Annotated in this window: 20 protein-coding genes and 4 pseudogenes; 4 read left to right on the top strand and 20 right to left on the bottom strand. The window is 54.4% G+C overall.

From position 1 onward, the window contains the following. Positions 1-454 precede the first annotated feature (454 nt). Positions 455-4342, bottom strand: coding sequence for a phosphoribosylformylglycinamidine synthase (gene purL / locus HX778_RS10340; RefSeq protein WP_176981929.1), 3888 nt, complete (start codon positions 4340-4342; stop codon positions 455-457). A gap of 248 nt (positions 4343-4590) precedes the next feature. Between purL and mltF the strand changes: the two genes are divergently transcribed. Then, on the top strand, positions 4591-6141 hold the full coding sequence (gene mltF / locus HX778_RS10335; RefSeq protein ID WP_038479885.1) for a membrane-bound lytic murein transglycosylase MltF: 1551 nt from the start codon (positions 4591-4593) through the stop codon (positions 6139-6141). Here mltF and tadA read toward each other — a convergent pair. Next, a complete protein-coding gene (tadA, locus tag HX778_RS10330; RefSeq protein ID WP_218167090.1) occupies positions 6032-6502 on the bottom strand; it encodes a tRNA adenosine(34) deaminase TadA in 471 nt (156 codons plus the stop codon). The genes mltF and tadA overlap by 110 nt on opposite strands. A gap of 96 nt (positions 6503-6598) precedes the next feature. Beyond that, a complete protein-coding gene (yfhb, locus tag HX778_RS10325; protein WP_038479880.1) occupies positions 6599-7237 on the bottom strand; it encodes a phosphatidylglycerophosphatase C in 639 nt (212 codons plus the stop codon). 209 nt (positions 7238-7446) lie between these two features. Between yfhb and HX778_RS10320 the strand changes: the two genes are divergently transcribed. Next, complete coding sequence (locus HX778_RS10320; RefSeq protein WP_176981927.1) at positions 7447-8295, top strand: MurR/RpiR family transcriptional regulator; 849 nt, start codon at positions 7447-7449, stop codon at positions 8293-8295. Positions 8296-8943: 648 nt separating this feature from the next. Continuing rightward, entirely contained in the window at positions 8944-9453 is a 510-nt protein-coding gene (locus HX778_RS10315; protein WP_176981926.1) for a DapH/DapD/GlmU-related protein, read from the top strand. A gap of 42 nt (positions 9454-9495) precedes the next feature. Here HX778_RS10315 and HX778_RS10310 read toward each other — a convergent pair. The 10 genes and pseudogenes from HX778_RS10310 to HX778_RS10265 form a co-directional block, all read right to left on the bottom strand. After that, a pseudogene (locus tag HX778_RS10310) lies at positions 9496-9837 on the bottom strand (phage tail protein); the annotation flags it as partial. 30 nt (positions 9838-9867) lie between these two features. After that, positions 9868-10288 (bottom strand): annotated as a pseudogene (locus tag HX778_RS25115) (phage tail protein); the annotation flags it as partial. A 287-nt stretch (positions 10289-10575) separates the two neighbouring features. Continuing rightward, a pseudogene (locus HX778_RS10300) lies at positions 10576-10716 on the bottom strand (DUF2612 domain-containing protein); the annotation flags it as partial. Continuing rightward, positions 10712-10857, bottom strand: a pseudogene (locus tag HX778_RS25110) (phage protein); the annotation flags it as partial. The pseudogenes HX778_RS10300 and HX778_RS25110, both read right to left, overlap by 5 nt. A gap of 495 nt (positions 10858-11352) precedes the next feature. Then, on the bottom strand, positions 11353-12231 hold the full coding sequence (locus HX778_RS10290) for a triacylglycerol lipase (RefSeq protein ID WP_176981924.1): 879 nt from the start codon (positions 12229-12231) through the stop codon (positions 11353-11355). Between the two features lie 50 nt (positions 12232-12281). After that, on the bottom strand, positions 12282-12734 hold the full coding sequence (locus HX778_RS10285) for a lysis protein (RefSeq protein WP_176981923.1): 453 nt from the start codon (positions 12732-12734) through the stop codon (positions 12282-12284). Continuing rightward, the gene (locus HX778_RS10280; protein ID WP_038479825.1) at positions 12731-13222 is read right to left on the bottom strand and encodes a lysozyme; all 492 of its coding nucleotides are present in this window, start codon (positions 13220-13222) and stop codon (positions 12731-12733) included. The genes HX778_RS10285 and HX778_RS10280 overlap by 4 nt, the downstream gene beginning before the upstream one ends. Next, positions 13222-13521: a hypothetical protein gene (locus HX778_RS10275; protein ID WP_176981922.1), complete on the bottom strand. Its 300-nt coding sequence runs from the start codon at positions 13519-13521 to the stop codon at positions 13222-13224. The genes HX778_RS10280 and HX778_RS10275 overlap by 1 nt, the downstream gene beginning before the upstream one ends. A gap of 57 nt (positions 13522-13578) precedes the next feature. Then, positions 13579-13914 carry an antitermination protein N gene (locus tag HX778_RS10270; protein WP_038479819.1) on the bottom strand — a complete coding sequence of 112 codons (336 nt, stop codon included), beginning with the start codon at positions 13912-13914 and terminating at the stop codon, positions 13579-13581. Positions 13915-14200: 286 nt separating this feature from the next. Beyond that, on the bottom strand, positions 14201-14947 hold the full coding sequence (locus HX778_RS10265; protein WP_176981921.1) for a helix-turn-helix transcriptional regulator: 747 nt from the start codon (positions 14945-14947) through the stop codon (positions 14201-14203). Between the two features lie 262 nt (positions 14948-15209). Here HX778_RS10265 and HX778_RS10260 point away from each other — a divergent pair, with 262 nt between their 5' ends. Next, positions 15210-15470, top strand: a complete 261-nt coding sequence (locus HX778_RS10260; protein ID WP_038479813.1) for a YfhL family 4Fe-4S dicluster ferredoxin — start codon at positions 15210-15212, stop codon at positions 15468-15470. Here the strand turns inward: HX778_RS10260 and acpS are convergent. The 7 genes from acpS to lepA all read right to left on the bottom strand — a co-directional run bounded on the left by acpS (position 15467) and on the right by lepA (position 21941). Then, a complete protein-coding gene (acpS, locus tag HX778_RS10255) occupies positions 15467-15847 on the bottom strand; it encodes a holo-ACP synthase (protein ID WP_038479810.1) in 381 nt (126 codons plus the stop codon). The two genes, HX778_RS10260 and acpS, sit on opposite strands and share 4 nt — an antisense overlap. Beyond that, positions 15847-16578, bottom strand: a complete 732-nt coding sequence (pdxJ, locus tag HX778_RS10250) for a pyridoxine 5'-phosphate synthase (protein WP_038479807.1) — start codon at positions 16576-16578, stop codon at positions 15847-15849. Before pdxJ ends, acpS begins: the two co-directional genes overlap by 1 nt. A 74-nt stretch (positions 16579-16652) precedes the next feature. Then, positions 16653-17390, bottom strand: coding sequence for a DNA repair protein RecO (gene recO / locus HX778_RS10245; protein ID WP_176981920.1), 738 nt, complete (start codon positions 17388-17390; stop codon positions 16653-16655). 4 nt (positions 17391-17394) lie between these two features. Beyond that, the gene (gene era / locus HX778_RS10240) at positions 17395-18303 is read right to left on the bottom strand and encodes a GTPase Era (RefSeq protein ID WP_038479801.1); all 909 of its coding nucleotides are present in this window, start codon (positions 18301-18303) and stop codon (positions 17395-17397) included. Further along, positions 18300-18980, bottom strand: a complete 681-nt coding sequence (rnc, locus tag HX778_RS10235; RefSeq protein ID WP_008459505.1) for a ribonuclease III — start codon at positions 18978-18980, stop codon at positions 18300-18302. Before rnc ends, era begins: the two co-directional genes overlap by 4 nt. Before the next feature lie 172 nt (positions 18981-19152). Further along, entirely contained in the window at positions 19153-20127 is a 975-nt protein-coding gene (gene lepB, locus HX778_RS10230; RefSeq protein ID WP_176981919.1) for a signal peptidase I, read from the bottom strand. A 14-nt stretch (positions 20128-20141) separates the two neighbouring features. After that, on the bottom strand, positions 20142-21941 hold the full coding sequence (gene lepA / locus HX778_RS10225; RefSeq protein WP_038479793.1) for a translation elongation factor 4: 1800 nt from the start codon (positions 21939-21941) through the stop codon (positions 20142-20144). Positions 21942-22062 lie beyond the last annotated feature (121 nt).

Here is a 22062-nt window from a genome sequence, read left to right as displayed (position 1 = left end):
TGATAAGCCCGAAGGCATTTATCAAATATTGGACGGCAGGCACCTTTTTGTGCGTCATTCGGCGGTTTATGTAGTCTGTCTGAGAAGACGCTGACATAAGAGATTGAATGAGCCACTGGCTGTTATTAAGCAGATATCGTGCCAACCTTAACAAAATAAAATTAACACATTGTTTTAATTGATATTAATTGATTTTCGCAAAGAATATATTGTGACTGTTTTTCATTCTTAGTGTCGCCATTTTGCAACACTCTTTAATAACAACCACCAAACCAATAAATATCAATGATTTATATGTCTCCATTTGGAGACACATTAAAAGCGGGTGTGTCGGGATTTAGTGACAAAAAAGCCCCTCACCCTGGCCCTCTCCCCGGAGGGGCGAGGGAAACGGATCGGAGCCTTTCAACTTTTTTCCCCTCTCCCTTTTAGGGTGAGGACGGGCTGAGGGTAATCAGCCCAGCTGTTTACGCGCGTTACGGAAAATGCGCATCCACGGGCTGTCTTCGCCCCACTCTGCCGGGTGCCAGGAGTTGCTCACGGTGCGGAACACACGCTCAGGGTGCGGCATCATGATTGTCACACGGCCGCTTTCGTTACTCACTGCCGTTATCCCGTTCGGTGAACCGTTCGGGTTAGCCGGATAGGTTTCCGTCACGTTCGCGAAGTTATCCACGAAGCGCAGCGCCACCAGCCCTTTGCTCTCAAGCGCGGCGAGATGAGCGGCATCACGGACTTCCACGCGACCTTCACCGTGAGAAACCGCGATAGGCATATGGGAACCAGCCATGCCCTGCAGCAGCAGCGATGGGCTTGAAGTCACTTCAACCAGGCTGAAGCGCGCTTCAAAGCGATCGGACTGGTTACGCACAAAGCGCGGCCACAAATCACTGCCTGGAATCAGTTCACGCAGGTTGGACATCATCTGACAGCCGTTACAGACGCCAAGCGCCAGCGTTTCCGGGCGATGGAAGAAGGTTTCAAACTCATCGCGCACGCGAGCGTTAAACAGGATGGACTTCGCCCAACCTTCCCCTGCACCCAGCACGTCGCCGTAAGAGAATCCGCCGCAGGCCACCAGCGTGTGGAAACTTTCCAGACCGGTGCGGCCCGCCAGCAGGTCACTCATGTGAACGTCAATGGCGTCAAAGCCAGCACGGTGGAAGGCGGCAGCCATCTCAACGTGGGAGTTAACGCCCTGCTCGCGCAGGATAGCCACTTTAGGGCGCGCGCCGGTTGCGATGAACGGCGCGGCAATATCTTCTTTGATATCAAAGTTCAGCTTCACGTTAAGGCCAGGATCGTTGTCGTTAGCCTTCGCGTTGTGCTCTTCGTCGGCGCAGGCCGGGTTATCACGCAGGCGCTGCATCTGCCAGGTGGTTTCTGCCCACCACATACGCAGCGTGGTGCGACTTTCGCTGAACACCGCATGACCGTCAGCGCTGATGGTGAACCGGTCACCTTCAACGGCCTTACCGAGATAATGCACGCAATCCGCCAGGCCGTGTTCGGCCAACAGCGCCTCCACGCCCTCACGATCTTCGGCACGAACCTGGATAATGCCACCCAGCTCTTCGTTAAACAATGCGGCCAGGCGATCGCTGCCGAGGCCTGCGATGTCAACATCCACGCCGCAGTGGCCGGTAAAGGCCATTTCCGCCAGGGTGACCAGCAGGCCGCCGTCGGAGCGGTCGTGCCAGGCCAGTAGTTTGCGATCTGCAACCAGCGCCTGCATCGCGTCCCAGAAGCCTTTAAGCTGCTCAACGCTGCGTACGTCCGCTGGCTTGTCCCCCAACTGGCGGTAAACCTGAGACAGCGCGGTGGCGCCCAGCGCGTTGTGACCTTTGCCTAAATCGATCAGCAGCAGAGCGTTATCTTCGGTGCCAAGCTGCGGAGTCACGGTGCCACGCACGTCTTCCACTCGGGCAAACGCGGTAATCACCAGCGACAGCGGAGAAGTCATCTCACGCTGCTCGTTACCTTCCTGCCAGCGGGTTTTCATCGACATGGAGTCTTTGCCAACCGGGATGGTTATCCCCAGCGCCGGACAAAGCTCTTCGCCAACGGCCTTAACCGCTTCGTACAGGCCAGCGTCTTCACCAGGGTGACCGGCTGCGGCCATCCAGTTTGCAGACAGTTTGATGCGCTTCAGGGAACCGATTTGGGTTGCCGCGATGTTGGTTAATGCTTCGCCTACGGCCAGGCGACCGGAAGCCGCAAAGTCCAGCAGCGCAACTGGCGCACGTTCGCCGATAGACATCGCTTCGCCGTAGTAGCTATCCAGGCTGGCGGTGGTGACCGCGCAGTTTGCGACCGGGATCTGCCACGGGCCAACCATCTGATCGCGGGACACCATACCGGTTACCGTACGGTCGCCGATGGTCACGAGGAAGGTTTTTTCAGCCACCGTCGGCAGATGCAGAACGCGTTTCACCGCATCGGCAATGGAGATCTCACTGCTGTTGAAGACTTCACCTTTGGCTTTCAGCGTCTCGACGTTACGCTCCATCTTCGGCGTTTTGCCCAGCAGCACGTCCAGCGGCATATCAATAGGCTGATTATCAAAGTGGCTGTCGTTGAGCGTCAGGTGCTGTTCGGTGGTGGCTTCCCCAATCACCGCATACGGCGCGCGCTCGCGGCGGCAAAGTTCGTCAAACAGCGGCAGCTGCTCTGGCGCAACGGCCAGCACGTAGCGCTCCTGGGATTCGTTACACCAGACTTCAAGCGGGCTCATGCCCGGCTCGTCGTTAAGAATGTCGCGCAGTTCAAAGCGGCCGCCGCGGCCACCATCGCTGACCAGCTCAGGCATGGCGTTAGACAGGCCACCCGCGCCAACGTCGTGGATAAACAGAATCGGGTTGTCTTCGCCCATCTGCCAGCAGCGGTCGATCACTTCCTGACAGCGGCGTTCCATTTCCGGGTTATCACGCTGAACGGAAGCAAAATCTAAATCGGCATCGGACTGGCCGGATGCCATAGACGACGCTGCGCCGCCGCCGAGGCCGATGTTCATCGCCGGGCCACCCAGCACAATCAGCTTAGCGCCAGGGGTGATTTCGCCCTTCTGCACATGGTCGGCCCGGATGTTACCGATGCCGCCGGCGAGCATGATAGGTTTGTGGTAGCCGCGCAGCTCTACGCCGTTGTGGCTGTTAACCTGCTCTTCGTAGGTACGGAAGTAGCCGGTCAGCGCCGGACGGCCAAATTCGTTGTTGAATGCCGCCCCGCCCAGTGGGCCTTCGGTCATGATATCCAGCGCGGTAACGATGCGGTCTGGCTTACCAAAATCCTGTTCCCACGGCTGTTCAAAGCCTGGAATACGCAGGTTGGAAACGGAGAAACCGACCAGGCCAGCTTTTGGCTTGGCACCGCGCCCGGTAGCGCCTTCGTCACGGATTTCACCGCCGGAACCCGTTGCTGCACCCGGCCACGGGGAGATAGCGGTCGGGTGGTTGTGGGTTTCAACCTTCATCAGGATATGCGCCTCTTCCTGATGGAAGTCGTAGCGCCCCGCCTCACGATCGGCGAAGAAGCGCCCCACGGCTGAACCTTCCATGACCGCCGCGTTGTCTTTATAGGCAGACAGCACGTAATCCGGCGTTTTCTCGAAGGTATTTTTGATCATCTTGAACAGGGACTTCGGCTGCTTCTGCCCGTCGATAATCCAGTCGGCGTTAAAGATTTTATGGCGACAGTGTTCGGAGTTCGCCTGAGCAAACATGTACAGTTCGATGTCGTTCGGGTTGCGGCCAAGCTTGCTGAACGCATCCTGCAGGTAGTCGATTTCGTCTTCCGCCAGCGCCAGGCCCAGACGGATATTCGCCTCCACCAGCGCGTTACGCCCTTTGCCGAGCAGGTCAACGCTCTGCACCGGAGCGGGCTGCTGCCGGGTAAACAGCTGCTGCGCATCGTTCAGAGAGGTAAACACGCTCTCCATCATGCGGTCGTGCAGCAGCGCGGCAACGTCCTGCAGCTGTTCGGCGGTCAGCGTGCTGCCGGTAACGTACCAGGCCACGCCGCGCTCAAGGCGCTTAATCTGTGGCAGATCGCAGTTGTGGGCAATGTCGGTGGCTTTAGAAGACCAGGGGGAGATGGTGCCAGGGCGCGGGGTGACCAGCAGCAAGGTTCCTTCAGGCGCATGTTCTGCGAGAGTTGGACCATACTTCAACAGCCGCTGCAGGCGAGCAAGCTCATCAGCGTTCAGCGGAGCTTCGAGGTCGGCAAAATGAACATACTCGGCATAAATGTCGCTTACCGGGAGGTTAGCATCGTTAAAACGGGCCAGGAGTTTGTTAATACGAAATGCCGAAAGAGCAGGCGAACCACGCAGAATTTCCATCATTAAAGATCTCTCGTCTTCAGGGCGAAGGGGGGAAAACGGGCGTCATTATAGAGAATCCTCCGCCGTGACGAAACCGTTTGCGTAGAAATAACAGCAGAAGTTTTTATTGCACGAAAAGTAAACGATATATTCTTAAAAGTTGCTTACTGGCGTTTTCTTACGCAAAATGCGCCTCATTCACTCACGGGGTTCAGACAAATCATGTTTATTGTTGGCTAAGGCTTATCCTGCTGCAGAATGTTATCTATTTGAAAAGAATAAAGATTAATTATCTGCTTATCGGTATCGTCACCTTGTTGCTGGCAGTGGCATTATGGCCCTCCATTCCAGGTTTCAATCAGGCCGAAAACCGTATCGCCGCGATAAAAGCGCGGGGGGTTCTGCGCGTCAGTACCATTTCATCGCCGCTCACCTGGACGATGATTAACGGCAAGGCGACCGGACTTGATTATGAGCTCGCCAGCGAGTTTGCAGATTACCTGGGCGTGAAGCTCAAAGTCGTGGTACGGCCAAACATCAACGCGTTGTTCGACGACCTGGACAATGACAAAGCCGACCTGCTTGCCGCCGGGCTGGTGTATAACTCGCGCCGCAGCAGCGATTACCAGGCAGGGCCAACCTATTACTCGGTTTCGCAGCAAATGGTTTACCGCGTGGGCAGCCCACGTCCGAAGTCACTTGGCGGCGTTAAACCTTCGCAGCTGGTGCTCTCTTCCGGCCAGGCTGTGGTCAGCGATCTGCAAAAGCTAAAGGAAAGCCAGTATCCCGATCTTAGCTGGAGCATTGACGCCAAACAGACCAGCAATCAGCTTCTGCAGCAGGTGGTGGACGGCAATATCGCCTTTACTATCTCTGATAGTATCGCCATCAGTATTTTCCAGCGCGTACATCCCCAGTTGGCCGTCGCTCTGGACGTGACCGATGAACAGCCTGTTACCTGGTTTTCGGCGCGTGACGGCGACGACAGCATGAGCGCCGCCCTGCTCGATTTCTACAATCAGATTAGCAGCAACGGCACGCTGGCAAGGCTTGAGGAAAAATATCTCGGCCATATCGGTGATTTTGATTACGTCGATACCCGAACCTTCCTGAATGCGGTGGATGCAGTTCTGCCGGATCTACAGCCGCTGTTTGAAAAATACGCCGACGAAATCGACTGGCCGCTGCTGGCCGCAATTTCCTATCAGGAATCCCACTGGGATACCCACGCTACTTCGCCAACCGGCGTGCGCGGGCTGATGATGTTGACGAAAAATACAGCACAGAGTCTTGGGGTCGTCGACAGGCTGGATGCAGAGCAAAGCATCAGCGGCGGCAGCCGTTATCTGAAAGATATGATGAGCAAAGTGCCGAGCTCAGTCCCGGAATACGAACGCATCTGGTTCGCGCTGGCGGCCTACAACATGGGCTATGCCCATATGCTCGATGCTCGTCAGCTGACGGCAAAACAGAAAGGCAACCCGGACAGCTGGGCCGATGTGAAGACACGCCTGCCGCTGCTGAGCCTTAAGCCTTATTACAGCAAAACAACCTATGGATATGCTCGTGGACACGAGGCTTACGCGTATGTGGAAAACATCCGCAAGTATCAGCTTAGTCTGGAAGGGTATTTACAGGAGAAAGAGAAAAAAACGGCTCAGGTGGACAAGTTTGCCGAGGCTTACCCTGCGGTCGCCCCGATAGAGCTGGCTAATCCGACCTATGGGCCTTTTCCTTTAGGGCCTTTTTCTCAAGACGACGAGCGCGAAAAAAATCGCTCAGCATGGCTGAGCACTCTGACGCGAGCACCCCTTCACTGACCTGCACCTGATGGTTCATCCCGGGATGGCCGAGTACGTCCATCAGCGAACCAATTGCGCCCGTTTTGGCGTCACGCGCGCCGAACACTAAGCGGCCAATGCGGCTGTGCACCATCGCCCCTGCGCACATGACGCAAGGTTCAAGCGTGACGTAGAGCGTGGTATCCAGCAGACGATAGTTTTGCAGCACCAGTCCGCCCTGGCGAAGCGCCATAATTTCAGCATGGGCCGTAGGGTCGTGACGGCCTATAGGGCGATTCCAGCCTTCACCAATGACCTGGTTGTTATGCACCAGCACCGCGCCGACGGGCACTTCACCTTCATCCCACGCCCGCTGAGCGAGGGTCAGGGCATGACGCATCCAGTGTTCATGGGTAAATTCTGTCTCTGACACAACGCTCTCCGCGGCATAAGTGGGCGGCGCATTATACACACCGCTTAACGGATTCAAAACGCCCTACTCGAGCTGCTGCAACTCTCCCTGCGGCGTGACGCGCCAGCGATGCTCGCAGAAATACAGCAGCGGATTGTCCTGATGGCTGTCGCTGTAGCCGCTGTAAAGCCGCAGCGGGGCTCCTATGTGCTGCTCCAGCTGAACCACTTTTTCATGGCCGAGGCAGCGAAGGGTAACAATCCACCCTCCATAGCCTCGTGCAATCTGCGTGGCAATCACCTTCACCTCCGGCAGCCACGGCGTATCAAAATAGACCTTCTCAACCAACGGCTGAGGCGAGCCTGTAATCAGCCAGACGTCAGCATTCGCGCTGTGCAAATAGTCCGTCAGCCGCTGCTGGACAACGGGAAATGCCTTCACCTTCTTGCGAAACCAGACTGCGAAATCGCTCTGCAGTTGCTGCAGGCGAGCCTCACTTCGCCCAAACGTCGCGCCCCACAGTAGCAGGCTCATCGGCTGGCGGGCAGCGCTACCTTGAATAAGCATCATGCCTCCGACCAGAGGCAGCAGTAAAACCACCAGCAGCGCGTTCAACGGCAGACGGCGCAGGAGGTAAAACAGAAAACTGCCGAACATGTCCTGCTGATGTAAGGTGCCATCCAAATCAAAAAAGACGACGCGGCGCGGGTGGTGGGTAGTCAATACGGGCTCCTTTAAGACTCGCGTTCACAAAATTATGCTCCCTTAAAGCCTAACAGATAGCCTCATGGTTTTCCGCGAGCAATCCTGGCCCGCAGCCCACGGCACATCAGAATATTTAATTCGGTAACATTGCTCTATAATGGAATTTATAATTCGCTCAGATGCTTATACAGGCAAGTCGTTATCGGAATTGCCGTCCCGGAGGTGAAATGAACTGTTTACTGCGCATTCGAAGCCGTTACGCCATGCTGGCCCAGAGTGACCGCAAGCTGGCCGACTTTCTGCTCGCCGAGCCCGATCGTGCACGCCATCTCAGTTCACAGCAGCTGGCGGAAGAAGCCGGCGTCAGCCAGTCCAGCGTCGTAAAATTCGCGCAGAAGCTCGGGTTCAAAGGCTTTCCAGCGATGAAGCTGGCCATCAGCGAAGCGCTCGCCAGCGGCCAAAATCCTAACTCCGTGCCGGTGCATAACCAAATTTTAGGGGATGACCCGCTGCGGCTTGTTGGGGAGAAGTTGATTAAAGAGAATATCGCGGCGATGCACGCCACGCTGGATATCAATGCGGAAGAGAAGCTGCTGGCGAGCGTTTCACTGCTGCGCAATGCGCGGCGCGTGATGCTGGTGGGAATAGGCGCCTCTGGCCTTGTAGCGAAGAATTTTTCGTGGAAGTTAATGAAGATTGGCATTCACGCCGTCGCCGAGCAGGATATGCATGCCCTACTGGCAACCGTACAGGCAATGACGCCGGAAGACGTGCTGCTCGCCATTTCCTATTCGGGCGAGCGCCGGGAGATAAATCTGGCCGCCGATGAAGCGCTTAACGCAGGCGCGAAAATCCTCGCCATTACCGGATTCACGCCTAACGCTTTACAGCAACGCGCCAGCCTGTGTCTCTACACCATCGCAGAAGAACAGGCGACGCGTAGCGCGGCCATCTCCTCCACTAGCGCCCAGATGATGCTGACAGACCTGCTATTTATGGCGCTGGTGCAGCAGGATCTGGAAAACGCGCCGGAGCGGATTCGCCAGAGCGAGGCGTTGGTGAGGAAGCTGGTTTAGGGAGAAATTGACACAGGGATAGAACTCCCGGCAATCAATAATACTATTGGATGATAATATCACCCAATGTTTCCGGCTACTCAACATCAGAGCTGTTAATTCTCAATCTACGATCACATATAAAAAACCTTCGTTTTAGGTAACATCAATAGCGCTATCGTTAATCACATAAGGAAGGTAGAAAAGCCACAACCAAACCCGAAAGGAAGAAGGATGAGCACAAACGATCTGACCACCGTTGAACTGGGAAAAATTCGTGCCGAAATCGCAAAGCGGTTAGCATCAACCTCAAAGCTAAACAGAAAATCAGCGTGGTACCAATTGTCATGCAGCCGTAACGGCCTTCCTGCTCAAACCGATTTGACACGGAGTTCTTTCGGGGGCTTTTAAGAGGTTAATTATACGGCTAGTCGAAGAATACTCGCCCCACTCCAGCACAACTTTAAGCGCGAGAAATCGAGCCAGGATACTCTGGTAACCAAATAGCAGATCTGGCAGGTGTTGCTAGCAAAAACTGCTGGGGAAAATACACAGATGGCACAAAACCGCGTATCATATCCCTCCACATCCTCTTCTTCATAGATACTCAGTGGGCTCGAAAATACTGGGAAAAATGCACGATATTGGTGCTAAGGTTTAAACACAAAAATGATTAGATATTATTTTTACTTGCTCAAGAAAAAATTAGAACCCAAAAAAGCCAGGTTATTTTTCAATACATCATATTCGTCTCGGAGAAAGAAAAACAAGATACTTTCCAAGGCCGGAATTAAAATTGATAATAAATCATCTATAGTAGCACCTTTTTATTTTGAATTTGGAAATATACATTTTTCCGGTGAAGTGCTTGTTAATGTTGGATGTAACTTCCTTGATAATGAGATGATAACAATAAAAACAGGAACCATGATTGGCCCCAACGTAACGTTAACCACGGTCAGTCACCATGTAGAACCGGCTTTGCGTCATGGTGTAAACATTCTAGCTCCGATAAACATAGGGGAAAACGTATGGATCGGCGCAGGTGCCGTCGTGTTGCCCGGCATAACTATTGGAGATAACAGCGTTATTGCTGCGAACAGCGTTGTAACAACAAATGTTCCCGCTAACTCCATGTATGCTGGAACACCTGCTATATACAAAAGAGATCTAAGCTAATGCTGGATAGCCTATCCAACATTAATTTTTTACGCTGAAACACCAGGCCTTACCATTCCATTTCTGATAGACCCCATCGGGAGATAAAGAGGTTGAGTGGTCAGGTAAAGGGCCAATTTCTGTGACAGTGATTGCATTGCCTGTTCTGGTGTCATAAACAGTTTTGCTCCGATGATCCTCTACCAGAGTCCAGAGCAATTTTTTTTCATCAAAAATCGCCACATGATTATCTGGAATTTTCGGCGGTTCAATGTCTGTGCAATATGCTGGTAACCCAGTATGTGGCGCTATATAAGCATCACCAGCACCGATAAACTCTTGGGTATCTGCACGCAGATTATAAATTTTAATAGTTTGTGCTGCTTCATTCATTTTAAATGACATAATTATTTATCCAGATTTATAACCGGAAAATTATGCAAGCTTCACAATGTAGTTAAATGCCATATTTTTTACGGTGTTTTCTGTATTACCGACAGCATCAACAGTGACGGTATGGCCATGGCTACCGGCAGCATCCGTTGAAGATACTGTGGTATTTATTCCCATCATAAATCCCGTTATTCACTGGTACCTTCCATTCATAAGCTGGGTAATTTTGAATAGCATGAGAATGCTGACCTTGCGCATCTGTTCCTTTAGTTCCCAAGTCGGTAGCCGCTGCACTCGCCGTGTGGTTATGCAATTTAATACCGTCAGCTTCAGCGCAGAGGACAGCACGCCCGTTAACGGGCTTACCTTTTATCATCTGCCCACGCATATCTGGGATAACGGCGTTGGGATAGGCAATCGCAAGGTTGGGATATTGCTCCGGGTCAAATGGCCGGCCTGAAAGCGTAACGGTGGCTTGTTTTGCCACCTGGGTGACCGCATTTTTCAATATGCTGGCAAAATTGTTAATGTCGCCGTCATCCAACACATCTGCATCGGCTACTTCTGAGATAAATTGTGCTAACCCAGCCGCGCAAAATGTTCCCTGGCGCAACGCTTTATTCACCTGAGCGCTGCTGGCCTTACCGCCGGCAAAGCCGCTTAACAGCGCGGGCAAATTTTCCCATTCATTTTACGGCGTGACGTTGGCGTCAGGCCGGGTTGTAAAAGGTTTACACTGATTTGTAGCCATTAGAGTTTCCTCTCCCATGCGCCGTCGTCAAAACCGGCGATATAGTGATTGTTGATATCAAAACCAAAGAATTTGCCGCCCTGAGACGGCGCTTCAACCGAAGGTGTCTGAATATCCCCCGCCCAGACTCCCGCCGCTTGCCGAAACCAGGTCACCAGATGACGTATTGCGCACCACAATAGTGTTCCGTCCCCACATCGCGGAAGAGAGCGTTTGAGCGTTGTAGGCCTGCATCAGCTTTTGTTCACCGGGGAGGTTTTCATCAGCGTCACGGTGAGGGTGTAGCGGCGTAGCCACTGGTTGTTAATAAATTCAGGGTCTGGCGTGATTTCACCGCACTGCAAAAATGTGAGATCCAGCCTGTTCAGCTCGGCGTTGTTTTGCGGCACGTTCAGGCCATCGCGAAATAGAGCAGCCACAGCCTGAGCTCCTGGACCATAAAAGCCGCAGGTGACGTCAACGGATTCGGTGCTTTGCAGCACGCTCTGGTCGCTGTCCTGCGAATGGAAGAAAGGCGCTTCAGCCTGCTTCACGTTGGTAAAAAAGTCACACCAGGTAATGCCAGCTTCCGGCGTGGCGGGCGGTGGATCGCTCCACTTCGCCATCACCATTTCCGGCGGCAGGCCTGATACGCCGACTATCCAGCCTGTAAGATCCGCATCGAGTGCATCGTCGTAGTGTGGCGATGCCCCCAACGGCGTCAGAAAGCCTGGACGCGTGGTGTCATTCATTGATTTCTCCAAAGAAAAACCGCCCGCAGGCGGTTAGGTTCAGGCTTACAGTCCCTTCGCTTGCAGGCGAGCCAAATGGTCGACGTACAGTTTCACTGGGTCGGTGTTGTTGGCGACCACGCCGGCCAGCTGGTTAATGGCATCAACGTGATCCATTGAATAATCCGAGCCAATCACCTTGCCCAGATGGCTGCTGTAGCGGCCGACCAGGCCGTCGTTCTGGAAACGTTCGTTGGTAAACAGGATGGAAAATGCCAGCATGGCGACGTGCAGCGGGTCCAGGTTGTTCATCCCCTGATGCAGCGGGTTGTAGTCGATAATCCCGCTCCATGAGTAGTAGTAAACGCCGTTATCCAGCTCTTTACCCTGGCCGCCCCACTCTGCCGGAAGCCCCTGCGGGTACTTCTTGTTAAAGGCCGCCACCCCTTCGCTGGTCAACGCATCCAGAGCGTCGACGCCGGATTGAGGCAGGCGAGGCTCACCGGCCAGGGCAGAAAGCAGCTGGCCAAAGGCCGACAGCGCTGCATTGGCGATAGACTCCGGCAAGCGCCCCGGCTTCAGCGCCAGGCGAACCAGGTCTGCGACTTCAGAGCCGTGGTTAACGCCGTTCACGGAGGTCACCGAGGCGATAAGATCCGGATGGGTCGCCGCGACGTAACGACAGGCCAGCGGGCCCTGGCTGTGGCCGATCAGGTTAACTTTCGCCGCACCGGTTTCGGCCTGCACTTTACGAACAAACTCAAGCAGCTGTTCACCGCGCATCTCATTGCTGTTCAGCGCGGAAAGCGTGGCGATGTAGACCTTAGCCCCGGCCTTCTCCAGCGCCTCTTTGATGCCGTAGAAATAGGGATAGATCCCGCCGATTTTGTCGAAACCCAACAGGCCGTGAACCAGAACAATCGGGTGCTTCAGGGATGTAGACATAGGAATGACCTCTTTGACGTAGGAATAAAAAAGCCTCGAAAATTCGAGGCTTATCTCAGGCACTGATTGCGGATGTACTCCTGCAGCCCCGCTAGCTGCTTGTTGCTCGTTTCGATACGCTCCCGGAGACGGAAATAATCCCGTTCAGCGGCGTCAGTAAGTCCGGGGGAGGCTGCATCATCCAGCCCGGTGGTGGAGGTGGGGTGAGGCACTGTTTGGCAGGTGGCGCTGACGCGCAGCCGCCGAGCACCAGCGGCCACATCACGCTGCAGATTTTCAATGGTGAGCCTGGCATGGGTTAACTCCTCGCTATAGTGAGCATCAAGCCCGGCGACCGCCCGCTGGCGTTGCACAAGGTTTTGCAGTTCAGTTTTCTGTTGAGCAAGCTGCTGCAAAGCTGACTCAGCCCTTTGCTTTTGAGCGTCATAGCGCTGATGAAACCACCAACAGCTGGCGATAAGCAGAGCAAAAACCACCAGCACAATCGGGGTGACCGGCTTCATTTTTCCGCCTCCGGCCAGCGACAAAGCTGGTACTCGACTTCGCGGCGGTTGATTAGCCCTTGCCACTGTTTGCCGCCCGCCCAAATCCATTTTTTCAACCCGGCGCAGGCCTGCTCGTAATTTCCGGCATTTAACGTCCTTAGCACGGAGGAGCGCAGGAAGGCGGTGGTCCCGACGTTATAGGTAAAGCTGATTAATGCCGCGCGTTGGTACTCACTAACAGGAACGGTAACCGCTTTTGATACCGCCTGTGCTGCGGGGCGGAGATCTTTATCAAGTAAGGTCTGGCACTCTGATGGGCTGTACGTTTTATCGGGAATAATGTCATTGCCGGTATGGCCGTAACAGACCGTGAGCACCCCGGCGACATCGTAATACGGCGTGTAGCTCACGCCTTCAAGCTCGGGCAGTAGCGTGCCGGCGATGGTCAGAGCGCCCGCCCCTGACAATCCGAATAATGCTTTTCTGAGTCCGGGAGAAAGAGCCATTAGCTGCCTGCCTTTTTCAGTACCTCGCTGACTGCCCTGACAATCTCAATCTGCTCGGCTCGGTTTCGGGTCTGCAAGTCATCCACCAACGTCTGGAGGATGCGGGTGCGCTTTTGGTCTTCAAGGCGCTGTCGGCGAGCATCCAGCCTGCCTCCCAGCCACGAAGCCAGTGAAATCAGTACGCTAAGCAGTCCGAATATCATGTAGACCATATCCTGTATCGTGATACCCAGACCGGCGGCAAGCGCCGCCAGCCACGCAAAAGACTGCGTGACCAGATTTGCGGGTTGGTCATTCATGGGGGAACCTTCGGTTGAAGTGTCGAACTGCCGTTGGGGTAAAGAAGGACTGCGGTATTAAATCAGCGGGATAGATTTCCCACGTCGGGTTTGCCTGCCGGAAGCCTGCGGTAAGCCGGACTCCGTCATCGGCGCGGCCTGATAAATGCTTCTCTGCCTGGCGTCCAGCTTCTGACGCAGCCGGGAATGGTATTCAGCCTGCTGGATTATTTGCAGACCATAAATGTTAATGACCTCCAGCGCCTTATCAGGCCGGGGCGTAGGTTTGCGGGTTAACGAGAGAATGGGCCTTGCGTCAGGTTTTGCCCTCACCCCAACGAAAAGCGGGTTAGCGGCTTTCCAGACGGCCTGCTTAGCTTCGCGGCGCCGGCGGCGGCGTGTCTGTGCGTCCATACAACCTCCTGTCAATCAACTTTGGTGATATCTCTGCGATATCCCAAAGCTTCTTGCTTTGGTGTATGTGCCCTTTTTCAGGGCCTGATGTTAAGGAGCGTTCACTTGCCTTGTGAGTCGGTGCGTCCTGCCGATGAATTGATATTGAACCAATAGTACAAATCAGTCAAGAACCAAAAGTACGAATTATAGATAAAAAAATGCAAAAGTAAGCTAACCATCTAAAATACAAAGTAAAAAAAACCCGCTTGCGCGGGATTCGAAACATCAGCAGGAGAGAAAGGATTCATGCGTGACGGCGAATCGAATGGCTATACATCACCCGGCCAATGATTTTGAGATTCTGTTCGTTCTCTTCGCTGATGCGCCAGTCGGCATATTTGGGGTTGTCCGAACGCACCAGCAGGCAGTCGTGGGTCATTTGCAGGCGCTTCACCAGCAGTTGCCCTTTATAGAGGAACACGTAAATCCCGTCCCCGTCGAAATAATCTTTGCCGATGTCCATAAAGATATAGTCGCCCAGTTCGATGGTACCGGACATGCTGTCGCCGGTGACGGTAATCACCTTGATCGTCGACGCAGGCCGGTGGCCAAACAGTTCCAGCGCTTCCTGGCTGTCGTAAACGATATGGTTGATTGTCTCAGTCACTTCGCTGGAAATCAGCCGCCCCGGCCCGGCGCTGGCTTCTATATCCAGCACATCGATGCGGAACCCCTGCTCTTCGCGCGGCTGGAAATCGTAGATTGCCGCCTCTTCTGAATGGGCGGCATTTTCACGCCCTTCGGCAACATAGCCACTTTCGCTGCCGTGCTGGAGCCACAGAACATCGGCCTGGAGAAAAGTCGCCAGTTCGTACATCTTGTCCTGCCTGGGCATAGCTTCAGCGTTAAGCCACTTGCTGACGGCCTTGGAGGAAACGCCCAGCGCGCGCGCTATTGCCATACCGCGCCCAAACTCATCGAGGTTTGCTTCGCTGCAGGCCTGCGCCAGCCTGCGGGAGAATGCTTCGCGCAGTTGCTCTCTCTGTACCATAAGTACGATCCTGTCGTGTTTATCGTGACCAATAGTTCAATGATAACACGTACTGAAAGTACACAAAGCACAAAACTTAAAGGCTCAGTGTCATTGGGGATGATTTGCTTTTGTGGTAAAGTGCGCGCCATCGAAACTTCCTTGCTTAAGCAGCTTCGTTTAATCAAATTTAATACTGGTTAAATACACATGCTTTTGCAATTTTTCGAGCGCGAAATGTGAATATATCTTTTAGATCGGCGGGTTCAGGTAACAGGTTGAAATGGCGTTATTAATTACGAAGAAGTGCATCAACTGCGATATGTGCGAGCCGGAGTGCCCGAACCAGGCTATCTCGATGGGAGATTCTATCTACCAGATCGATACCGACCGCTGCACGGAATGCGTTGGCCACTACGAAACCCCGACCTGCCAGAAAGTTTGCCCCATTCCAGGGACGATTATCAGCGACCCGGCGCACAAAGAAAATGAAGAGCAGCTGTGGGATAAGTTCGTGCTGCTCCACCATGCGGATAAACTCTAGCTTTCGATTATCACCGTCGCACAGGCGTAATGACGTTCGTCCGCCAGCGTAACGTGCACCGAGCGCACGCCCATTTTTTCCGCCAGCCGCTGCGCCTCTTCCCAAAACCGCAGCTGAGGCTTGCCAAGCGGGTCGTTAAACACTTCGAACTGATTAAACGCCAGCCCGTTGCGAATGCCGGTGCCAAACGCTTTAGCCGCCGCCTCTTTTACCGCAAAACGCTTAGCCAGAAAACGCACCGGCTGCTGATGAGCCTGATATTGAGCCCATTCGTTCTGGCTCAGCACGCGTTTCGCCAGCCTGTCGCCCGAGCGGGAGATTACGCTCTCAATGCGCGCAATCTCCACGATATCCGTGCCGAGGCCCAGAATCGCCATTAGCGACGCGCTTCCTGCATCAGGCGTTTCATTTCAGCCACGGCTTCTTTCAGACCGCTCATCACCGCACGCCCGATAATCGCGTGGCCAATGTTCAGCTCATGCATTTCAGGAATACGAGCGATGGCCTGGACGTTGTGGTAGGTCAGGCCGTGGCCAGCATTGACCTTCAATCCTTTAGCAGCAGCATAGCTCGCGGCTTCGGCGATGCGCGCCAGCTCTTTGGCCTGAGTCGCTTCATCCTCTGCATCCGCATAGCAGCCGGTGTGAATTTCAATGTAAGGCGCGCCTACGGCAACCGCGGCGTCAATCTGCGCATGGTCGGCATCAATAAACAAGGACACCAGAATGCCCGCATCGGCCAGACGCTGGCAGGCATCGCGCATTTTGTCTAACTGACCGGCGACGTCAAGGCCGCCTTCGGTGGTCACTTCCTGACGCTTTTCCGGCACCAGGCAGCAGAAATGAGGTTTCGTCTGGCAGGCAATACCGATCATCTCTTCGGTGACCGCCATTTCAAGGTTCATGCGAGTATCGAGGGTTTCACGCAGGACGCGAACGTCACGGTCGGTGATATGGCGGCGATCTTCGCGCAGGTGCACGGTAATGCCGTCGGCTCCCGCCTGCTCCGCGATAAACGCGGCCTGAACCGGATCCGGGTACGCCGTACCGCGCGCATTGCGCAGGGTAGCGATGTGATCGATGTTGACGCCTAACAGTAATTCAGCCATGACAATCCTCAGAGTTCGCAGACAGATGCCGGGCAGTGTACACCTGCCGGGGAAAGCCTGGCTACGTTCTGTGATTACTGTGAGCTATCCGAAGGTTTAGGTGGCGTTTTTTTAGGCACAAACTGGCGGAACAGCTCGCGGCTTTTGAGGGGCTTGCCCTGCAGATAAGGCTTGAGGGCCATGCGGGTGAAGCGTTTGGCGGCACGCAGCGTGTCGGCGTCCGGAAATTCGCGTTCGGCAAGTGCTCTGAGCTGGCGGCCGGTAAAGCTGCTGTTACCAATCACCACGCTGGCAATGAAGCCTTTTTCTTCGCGATAAGTGTAGGTCATGGTGTCGTCCACGCTCTCCCCGCTGCCGGCACAGTGCAGGAAGTCCACGCCGTAACCCAGATGCCCCAGCAGCGCCAGCTCAAAACGGCGCAGCGCAGGCTCCGGCGTGCCGATGGCTCCGGCTAAAGCCTGAATACAGTGGAGATAATCAAAGAACAGCTCGGAAAAGCGGGTTTCTTGCTCAAGAACGCGAGCCACCAGCTCATTCACGTACAAGCCACTGTAGAGCGTGATACCGCTAAGGGGGAGTGCCAGAGAGACCGCTTCGGCGCTGCGCAGCGTTTTAACTTCGCCACGGCCGCCCCAGCGAACCAGCAGAGGGGTAAAAGGCTGTAAAGTGCCTTTCAGATTAGAACGTTTGGAGCGCGCGCCTTTAGCTATCAGGCGGACGCGTCCGGACTCTTCGGAGAACAGGTCGAGCAGAAGGCTGGTTTCGCTCCAGGGGCGACTATGCAGGACAAAAGCCCGTTGCCAGCCTTCCATTAGGTTAGCTCAGGTCGTCGGTATAACCGAGGCTGCGCAGCGCACGCTCGTCGTCGGCCCAGCCGGATTTCACCTTAACCCACAGTTCGAGGTGCACTTTGGCTTCGAACATTTCTTCCATGTCTTTACGGGCTTCGATGCCGATGGTTTTGATTTTGGCACCTTTGTTGCCAATCACCATCTTCTTCTGCCCTTCACGCTCAACGAGGATCAGCCCGTTAATGTCGTAGCCGCCGCGCTCGTTAGTCACAAACTGCTCAATTTCCACGGTCACGGAGTACGGCAGTTCAGCGCCCAGGAAACGCATCAGTTTTTCACGGATGATTTCAGACGCCATAAAGCGCTGGGAACGGTCGGTAATGTACTCTTCCGGGAAGTGATGAAGAGCTTCCGGGAGGTGCTTACGGACGATCCCGGCGATGGTATCGACGTTCATTCCGGTTTCCGCAGAAATCGGCACGATATCCAGGAAGTTCATCTGGCTGCCGAGGAACTGCAGGTGCGGCAGCAGGATGCTTTTATCCTGAACGTTGTCGACCTTGTTAACGGCCAGAATCACCGGCGCACGGCTGTCGCGCAGTTTGTTCAGCACCATTTCGTCATCCGGCGTCCAGCGGGTGCCTTCGACAACGAAAATGACCAGCTCAACGTCACCGATAGAGCTGCTCGCGGCACGGTTCATCAAACGGTTGATGGCGCGCTTTTCTTCCATGTGCAGCCCTGGGGTATCGACGTAAATCGCCTGATACGGCCCTTCGGTATGGATGCCCATGATACGGTGACGCGTGGTCTGCGCCTTACGCGAGGTAATAGAGACTTTCTGCCCAAGCAGCTGGTTTAGCAGCGTGGATTTGCCGACGTTCGGACGGCCAACGATGGCCGCAAAGCCGCAATAGGTTTTTTCTTCGCTCATTCCAGCTCCAGCTTTTTCAGCGCCTGCTCAGCTGCAGCCTGTTCCGCTTTACGGCGGCTTGAACCTGTCCCTACGACAGGCTCAGGCAGGCCACTCACCTGACAGTGAATGGTAAATTCCTGATCGTGCGCTTCGCCACGGACCTGCACCACCAGATAGGACGGCAGCGGCAGATGGCGGCCCTGCAGATACTCCTGCAAGCGCGTTTTCGGATCTTTTTGCTTGTCGCCTGGACTGATTTCGTCGAGACGGGTCTGATACCACGAGAGAATCAGACGCTCAACGTTCTGAATATCACTGTCGAGGAAGACGCCACCAATCAGCGCCTCCACGGTATCGGCAAGAATCGACTCCCGACGGAAGCCGCCACTTTTCAGCTCACCTGGCCCAAGGCGCAGGCACTCGCCCAGTTCAAACTCACGGGCGATTTCCGCCAGCGTATTGCCACGCACCAGCGTCGCGCGCATGCGGCTCATATCACCCTCGTCTACGCGAGGAAAACGGTGATACAGCGCATTCGCGATAACATAACTGAGAATGGAGTCACCCAGAAACTCAAGACGCTCGTTGTGTTTGCTGCTGGCACTGCGGTGCGTTAATGCCTGTTGCAACAGATCCTGATGTTGAAAAGTGTAGCCCAGCTTCCGCTGCAGCCTATTTATTACGATGGGATTCATGCGATACCAAAATTAATGAATGCGTCAACTATTCAGCACACGGAACAGACCTGAAAAAAGGAAACCAACGCTGTTTCGTGTGCCGTGGCTCCCTTTCGGGAGCCAATCTTTAAAGGCGGGAATATTCTATACACAACGACAGGGGATGTCGTTAGTTTGTGGGATTAATTGTTTAATGAATGCCGCCAATGCGGTTCAAACGAACACCCGTTGGCCATTCACCTTCTTGTTTCTCGAAACTCATCCAGATCGCTGTCGCTTTACCGACCAGATTTTGCTCCGGAACAAAGCCCCAATAGCGGCTATCTGCGCTATTGTCGCGGTTATCACCCATCATGAAATAATGACCCGGTGGAACAATCCACGTGGCCAAAGGCAGACCGGACTGCTGGTAGTACATGCCTACCTGATCCTGGGCAATAGGCACCGTCAGGATGTTATGCGTGACTTCGCCGAGCGTCTCTTTACGTTCGCTCAGACGAACGCCGTCATCACGGGTCTGGTCTTTCGGCATCTGGAAGAAACCGGAGGTCGCTTCGCTGCCGTTGCGGCGGGAAAATGTCTGCACAAAATCACTGGCTTCCACGTTGGAATAGGTGATTGGCAGCGCATTGTCACAGGCCTGGCCGGAACTGCAGTTTGGCTGAACCGTGACTTCTTTCGACTGCGGATCGTAGCTTACGCGGTCGCCCGGCAGCCCCACAACGCGCTTAATATAATCCAGGCGTGGATCCTCAGGATATTTAAATACCGCAATATCGCCGCGTTTAGGGTGCCCGGTTGCAATTAAGGTCTTCTGATAAATCGGATCTTTAATTCCGTAGGCAAACTTCTCTACCAGAATAAAATCGCCGATTAACAGCGTCGGCATCATCGAACCAGAAGGGATCTGGAAGGGTTCATAAATAAATGAACGCACCACCAGCACGATAGCCAGCACCGGGAACACGGACGCGCCCGTTTCCAGCCAGCCCGGTTTCGGGCCCACTTTTTTGAGCGTTTTCTTGTCCAGTGCATCACCGGTGGCAGCCTGCGCTGCCGCCTGTTTTTCACGACGCTTAGGTGCAAAGATAAACCTATCCAGACACCATAAAATGCCCGTCACCAACGTGGCTACCACGAGGATCAAAGCAAACATATTCGCCATGCCAACTCCTTAGATTATTTGCCGTCTTTGCCGACATGCAGAATGGCGAGGAACGCTTCCTGAGGCAGCTCGACGTTACCGACCTGCTTCATACGCTTCTTACCGTCTTTCTGTTTCTGCAACAGCTTTTTCTTACGGCTCACGTCACCGCCGTAGCATTTTGCCAGTACGTTTTTACGCAGCTGTTTCACCGTTGAACGCGCGATGATGTGGTTGCCAATGGCCGCCTGAATCGCGATATCAAACTGCTGGCGAGGGATAAGCTCTCTCATCTTCTCAACCAGCTCACGCCCGCGATACGGCGCGTTATCGTTGTGTGTGATAAGCGCCAGCGCATCAACGCGATCGCCATTGATCAGTACATCAACGCGCACCATGTTGGAAGCCTGGAAACGTTTGAAATTGTAATCCAGCGACGCATAGCCGCGGGAGGTAGACTTCAGACGGTCAAAGAAGTCGAGCACCACTTCTGCCATTGGGATTTCATAGGTCAGCGCAACCTGGTTGCCGTGATAAACCATATTGGTCTGCACGCCGCGTTTTTCGATACACAGCGTAATCACGTTCCCGAGGAACTCCTGCGGCAGCAGCATGTGACATTCAGCGATTGGCTCACGCAGCTCTTCAATGTTGTTTAACGGCGGCAGCTTGGACGGGCTGTCGACATAGATAACCTCTTTGCTGGTGGTCTGCACTTCGTAAACTACGGTCGGCGCGGTGGTGATCAGATCGAGATCGTATTCACGCTCCAGACGCTCCTGAATGATCTCCATGTGCAGCAGGCCCAGGAAGCCACAGCGGAAGCCGAAGCCCAGCGCCGTTGAGCTTTCTGGCTCGTAGAACAGGGAGGCGTCGTTCAGGCTAAGTTTGCCGAGCGCATCACGGAAGTTTTCGTAGTCGTCGGAGCTGACCGGGAACAGGCCTGCATAAACCTGCGGCTTCACTTTTTTGAAGCCTGGCAGCGCTTTATCCGCCGGATTACGGGACAGGGTCAGGGTATCGCCCACCGGCGCGCCCATGATGTCTTTAATTGCGCAGACCAGCCAGCCTACTTCCCCGCACTTCAGCTCGGTACGGTCAATTTGCTTCGGCGTGAAGATGCCAAGGCGGTCGGCGTTGTACACCTGCCCGGTACTCATGACTTTGACTTTGTCGCCCTTACGCAGGGTGCCGTTTTTCACGCGGATCAGGGAAACAACGCCCAGATAGTTATCGAACCAGGAGTCGATAATCAGCGCCTGCAGCGGCGCATCCGGGTCACCTTCCGGTGGCGGGATATCACGCACCAGGCGTTCTAATACGTCCGGTACGCCAACGCCGGTTTTCGCGGAGCAGCGCACGGCATCGGTGGCGTCGATGCCCACGATGTCTTCAATTTCTTCGGCCACGCGTTCTGGATCGGCTGCCGGCAGGTCAATTTTGTTCAGAACTGGAACCACTTCCAGATCCATTTCCATCGCGGTGTAGCAGTTGGCCAGGGTTTGAGCTTCAACACCCTGCCCGGCATCAACCACCAGCAGCGCGCCTTCACAGGCCGCCAGCGAGCGGGAAACTTCATAAGAGAAGTCAACGTGCCCTGGGGTATCGATGAAGTTGAGCTGGTAAGTTTCACCGTCGCTGGCTTTATAGTCGAGGGTGACGCTCTGCGCTTTGATGGTGATACCACGTTCGCGTTCCAGATCCATGGAGTCGAGGACCTGCGCGGCCATTTCACGGTCGGACAGGCCGCCGCAAATCTGGATGATACGGTCAGACAGCGTCGATTTACCGTGGTCGATGTGGGCAATAATAGAAAAGTTACGTATATTCTTCATAGTTAGAGGTTTTATGCCTTACAAATGGCCTGTGAGCTCGGCGCTTCGCGCTGTACGGAGCAGGATGTCAGTGACTGTCTTCTGCCTGAAACGCCGCATTCTACACTACAACCAGAAAGTG

Origin of the sequence: Cedecea sp. P7760 (genome assembly GCF_013386425.1) — a bacterium.
Taxonomy (GTDB): domain Bacteria; phylum Pseudomonadota; class Gammaproteobacteria; order Enterobacterales; family Enterobacteriaceae; genus Cedecea; species Cedecea selenatireducens.
The sequence above is the reverse complement of the archived record's forward strand: the minus strand, read 5'-3'. Positions and strand labels throughout refer to the sequence as shown.

What these genes read in the sequence shown, in the direction of transcription:
- lepB (WP_176981919.1), bottom strand. Translation starts at nt 20,127, where the DNA reads ATGGCGAATATGTTTGCTTTGATCCTCGTGGTAGCCACGTTGGTGACG.
- purL (WP_176981929.1), bottom strand. Translation starts at nt 4,342, where the DNA reads ATGATGGAAATTCTGCGTGGTTCGCCTGCTCTTTCGGCATTTCGTATT.
- recO (WP_176981920.1), bottom strand. Translation starts at nt 17,390, where the DNA reads ATGGAAGGCTGGCAACGGGCTTTTGTCCTGCATAGTCGCCCCTGGAGC.
- era (WP_038479801.1), bottom strand. Translation starts at nt 18,303, where the DNA reads ATGAGCGAAGAAAAAACCTATTGCGGCTTTGCGGCCATCGTTGGCCGT.
- HX778_RS10265 (WP_176981921.1), bottom strand. Translation starts at nt 14,947, where the DNA reads ATGGTACAGAGAGAGCAACTGCGCGAAGCATTCTCCCGCAGGCTGGCG.
- HX778_RS10320 (WP_176981927.1), top strand. Translation starts at nt 7,447, where the DNA reads ATGAACTGTTTACTGCGCATTCGAAGCCGTTACGCCATGCTGGCCCAG.
- pdxJ (WP_038479807.1), bottom strand. Translation starts at nt 16,578, where the DNA reads ATGGCTGAATTACTGTTAGGCGTCAACATCGATCACATCGCTACCCTG.
- lepA (WP_038479793.1), bottom strand. Translation starts at nt 21,941, where the DNA reads ATGAAGAATATACGTAACTTTTCTATTATTGCCCACATCGACCACGGT.
- HX778_RS10275 (WP_176981922.1), bottom strand. Translation starts at nt 13,521, where the DNA reads ATGAATGACCAACCCGCAAATCTGGTCACGCAGTCTTTTGCGTGGCTG.
- HX778_RS10280 (WP_038479825.1), bottom strand. Translation starts at nt 13,222, where the DNA reads ATGGCTCTTTCTCCCGGACTCAGAAAAGCATTATTCGGATTGTCAGGG.
- HX778_RS10260 (WP_038479813.1), top strand. Translation starts at nt 15,210, where the DNA reads ATGGCGTTATTAATTACGAAGAAGTGCATCAACTGCGATATGTGCGAG.
- rnc (WP_008459505.1), bottom strand. Translation starts at nt 18,980, where the DNA reads ATGAATCCCATCGTAATAAATAGGCTGCAGCGGAAGCTGGGCTACACT.
- HX778_RS10290 (WP_176981924.1), bottom strand. Translation starts at nt 12,231, where the DNA reads ATGTCTACATCCCTGAAGCACCCGATTGTTCTGGTTCACGGCCTGTTG.
- acpS (WP_038479810.1), bottom strand. Translation starts at nt 15,847, where the DNA reads ATGGCGATTCTGGGCCTCGGCACGGATATCGTGGAGATTGCGCGCATT.
- HX778_RS10270 (WP_038479819.1), bottom strand. Translation starts at nt 13,914, where the DNA reads ATGGACGCACAGACACGCCGCCGCCGGCGCCGCGAAGCTAAGCAGGCC.
- HX778_RS10285 (WP_176981923.1), bottom strand. Translation starts at nt 12,734, where the DNA reads ATGAAGCCGGTCACCCCGATTGTGCTGGTGGTTTTTGCTCTGCTTATC.
- tadA (WP_218167090.1), bottom strand. Translation starts at nt 6,502, where the DNA reads ATGCGTCATGCCCTGACCCTCGCTCAGCGGGCGTGGGATGAAGGTGAA.
- HX778_RS10315 (WP_176981926.1), top strand. Translation starts at nt 8,944, where the DNA reads ATGATTAGATATTATTTTTACTTGCTCAAGAAAAAATTAGAACCCAAA.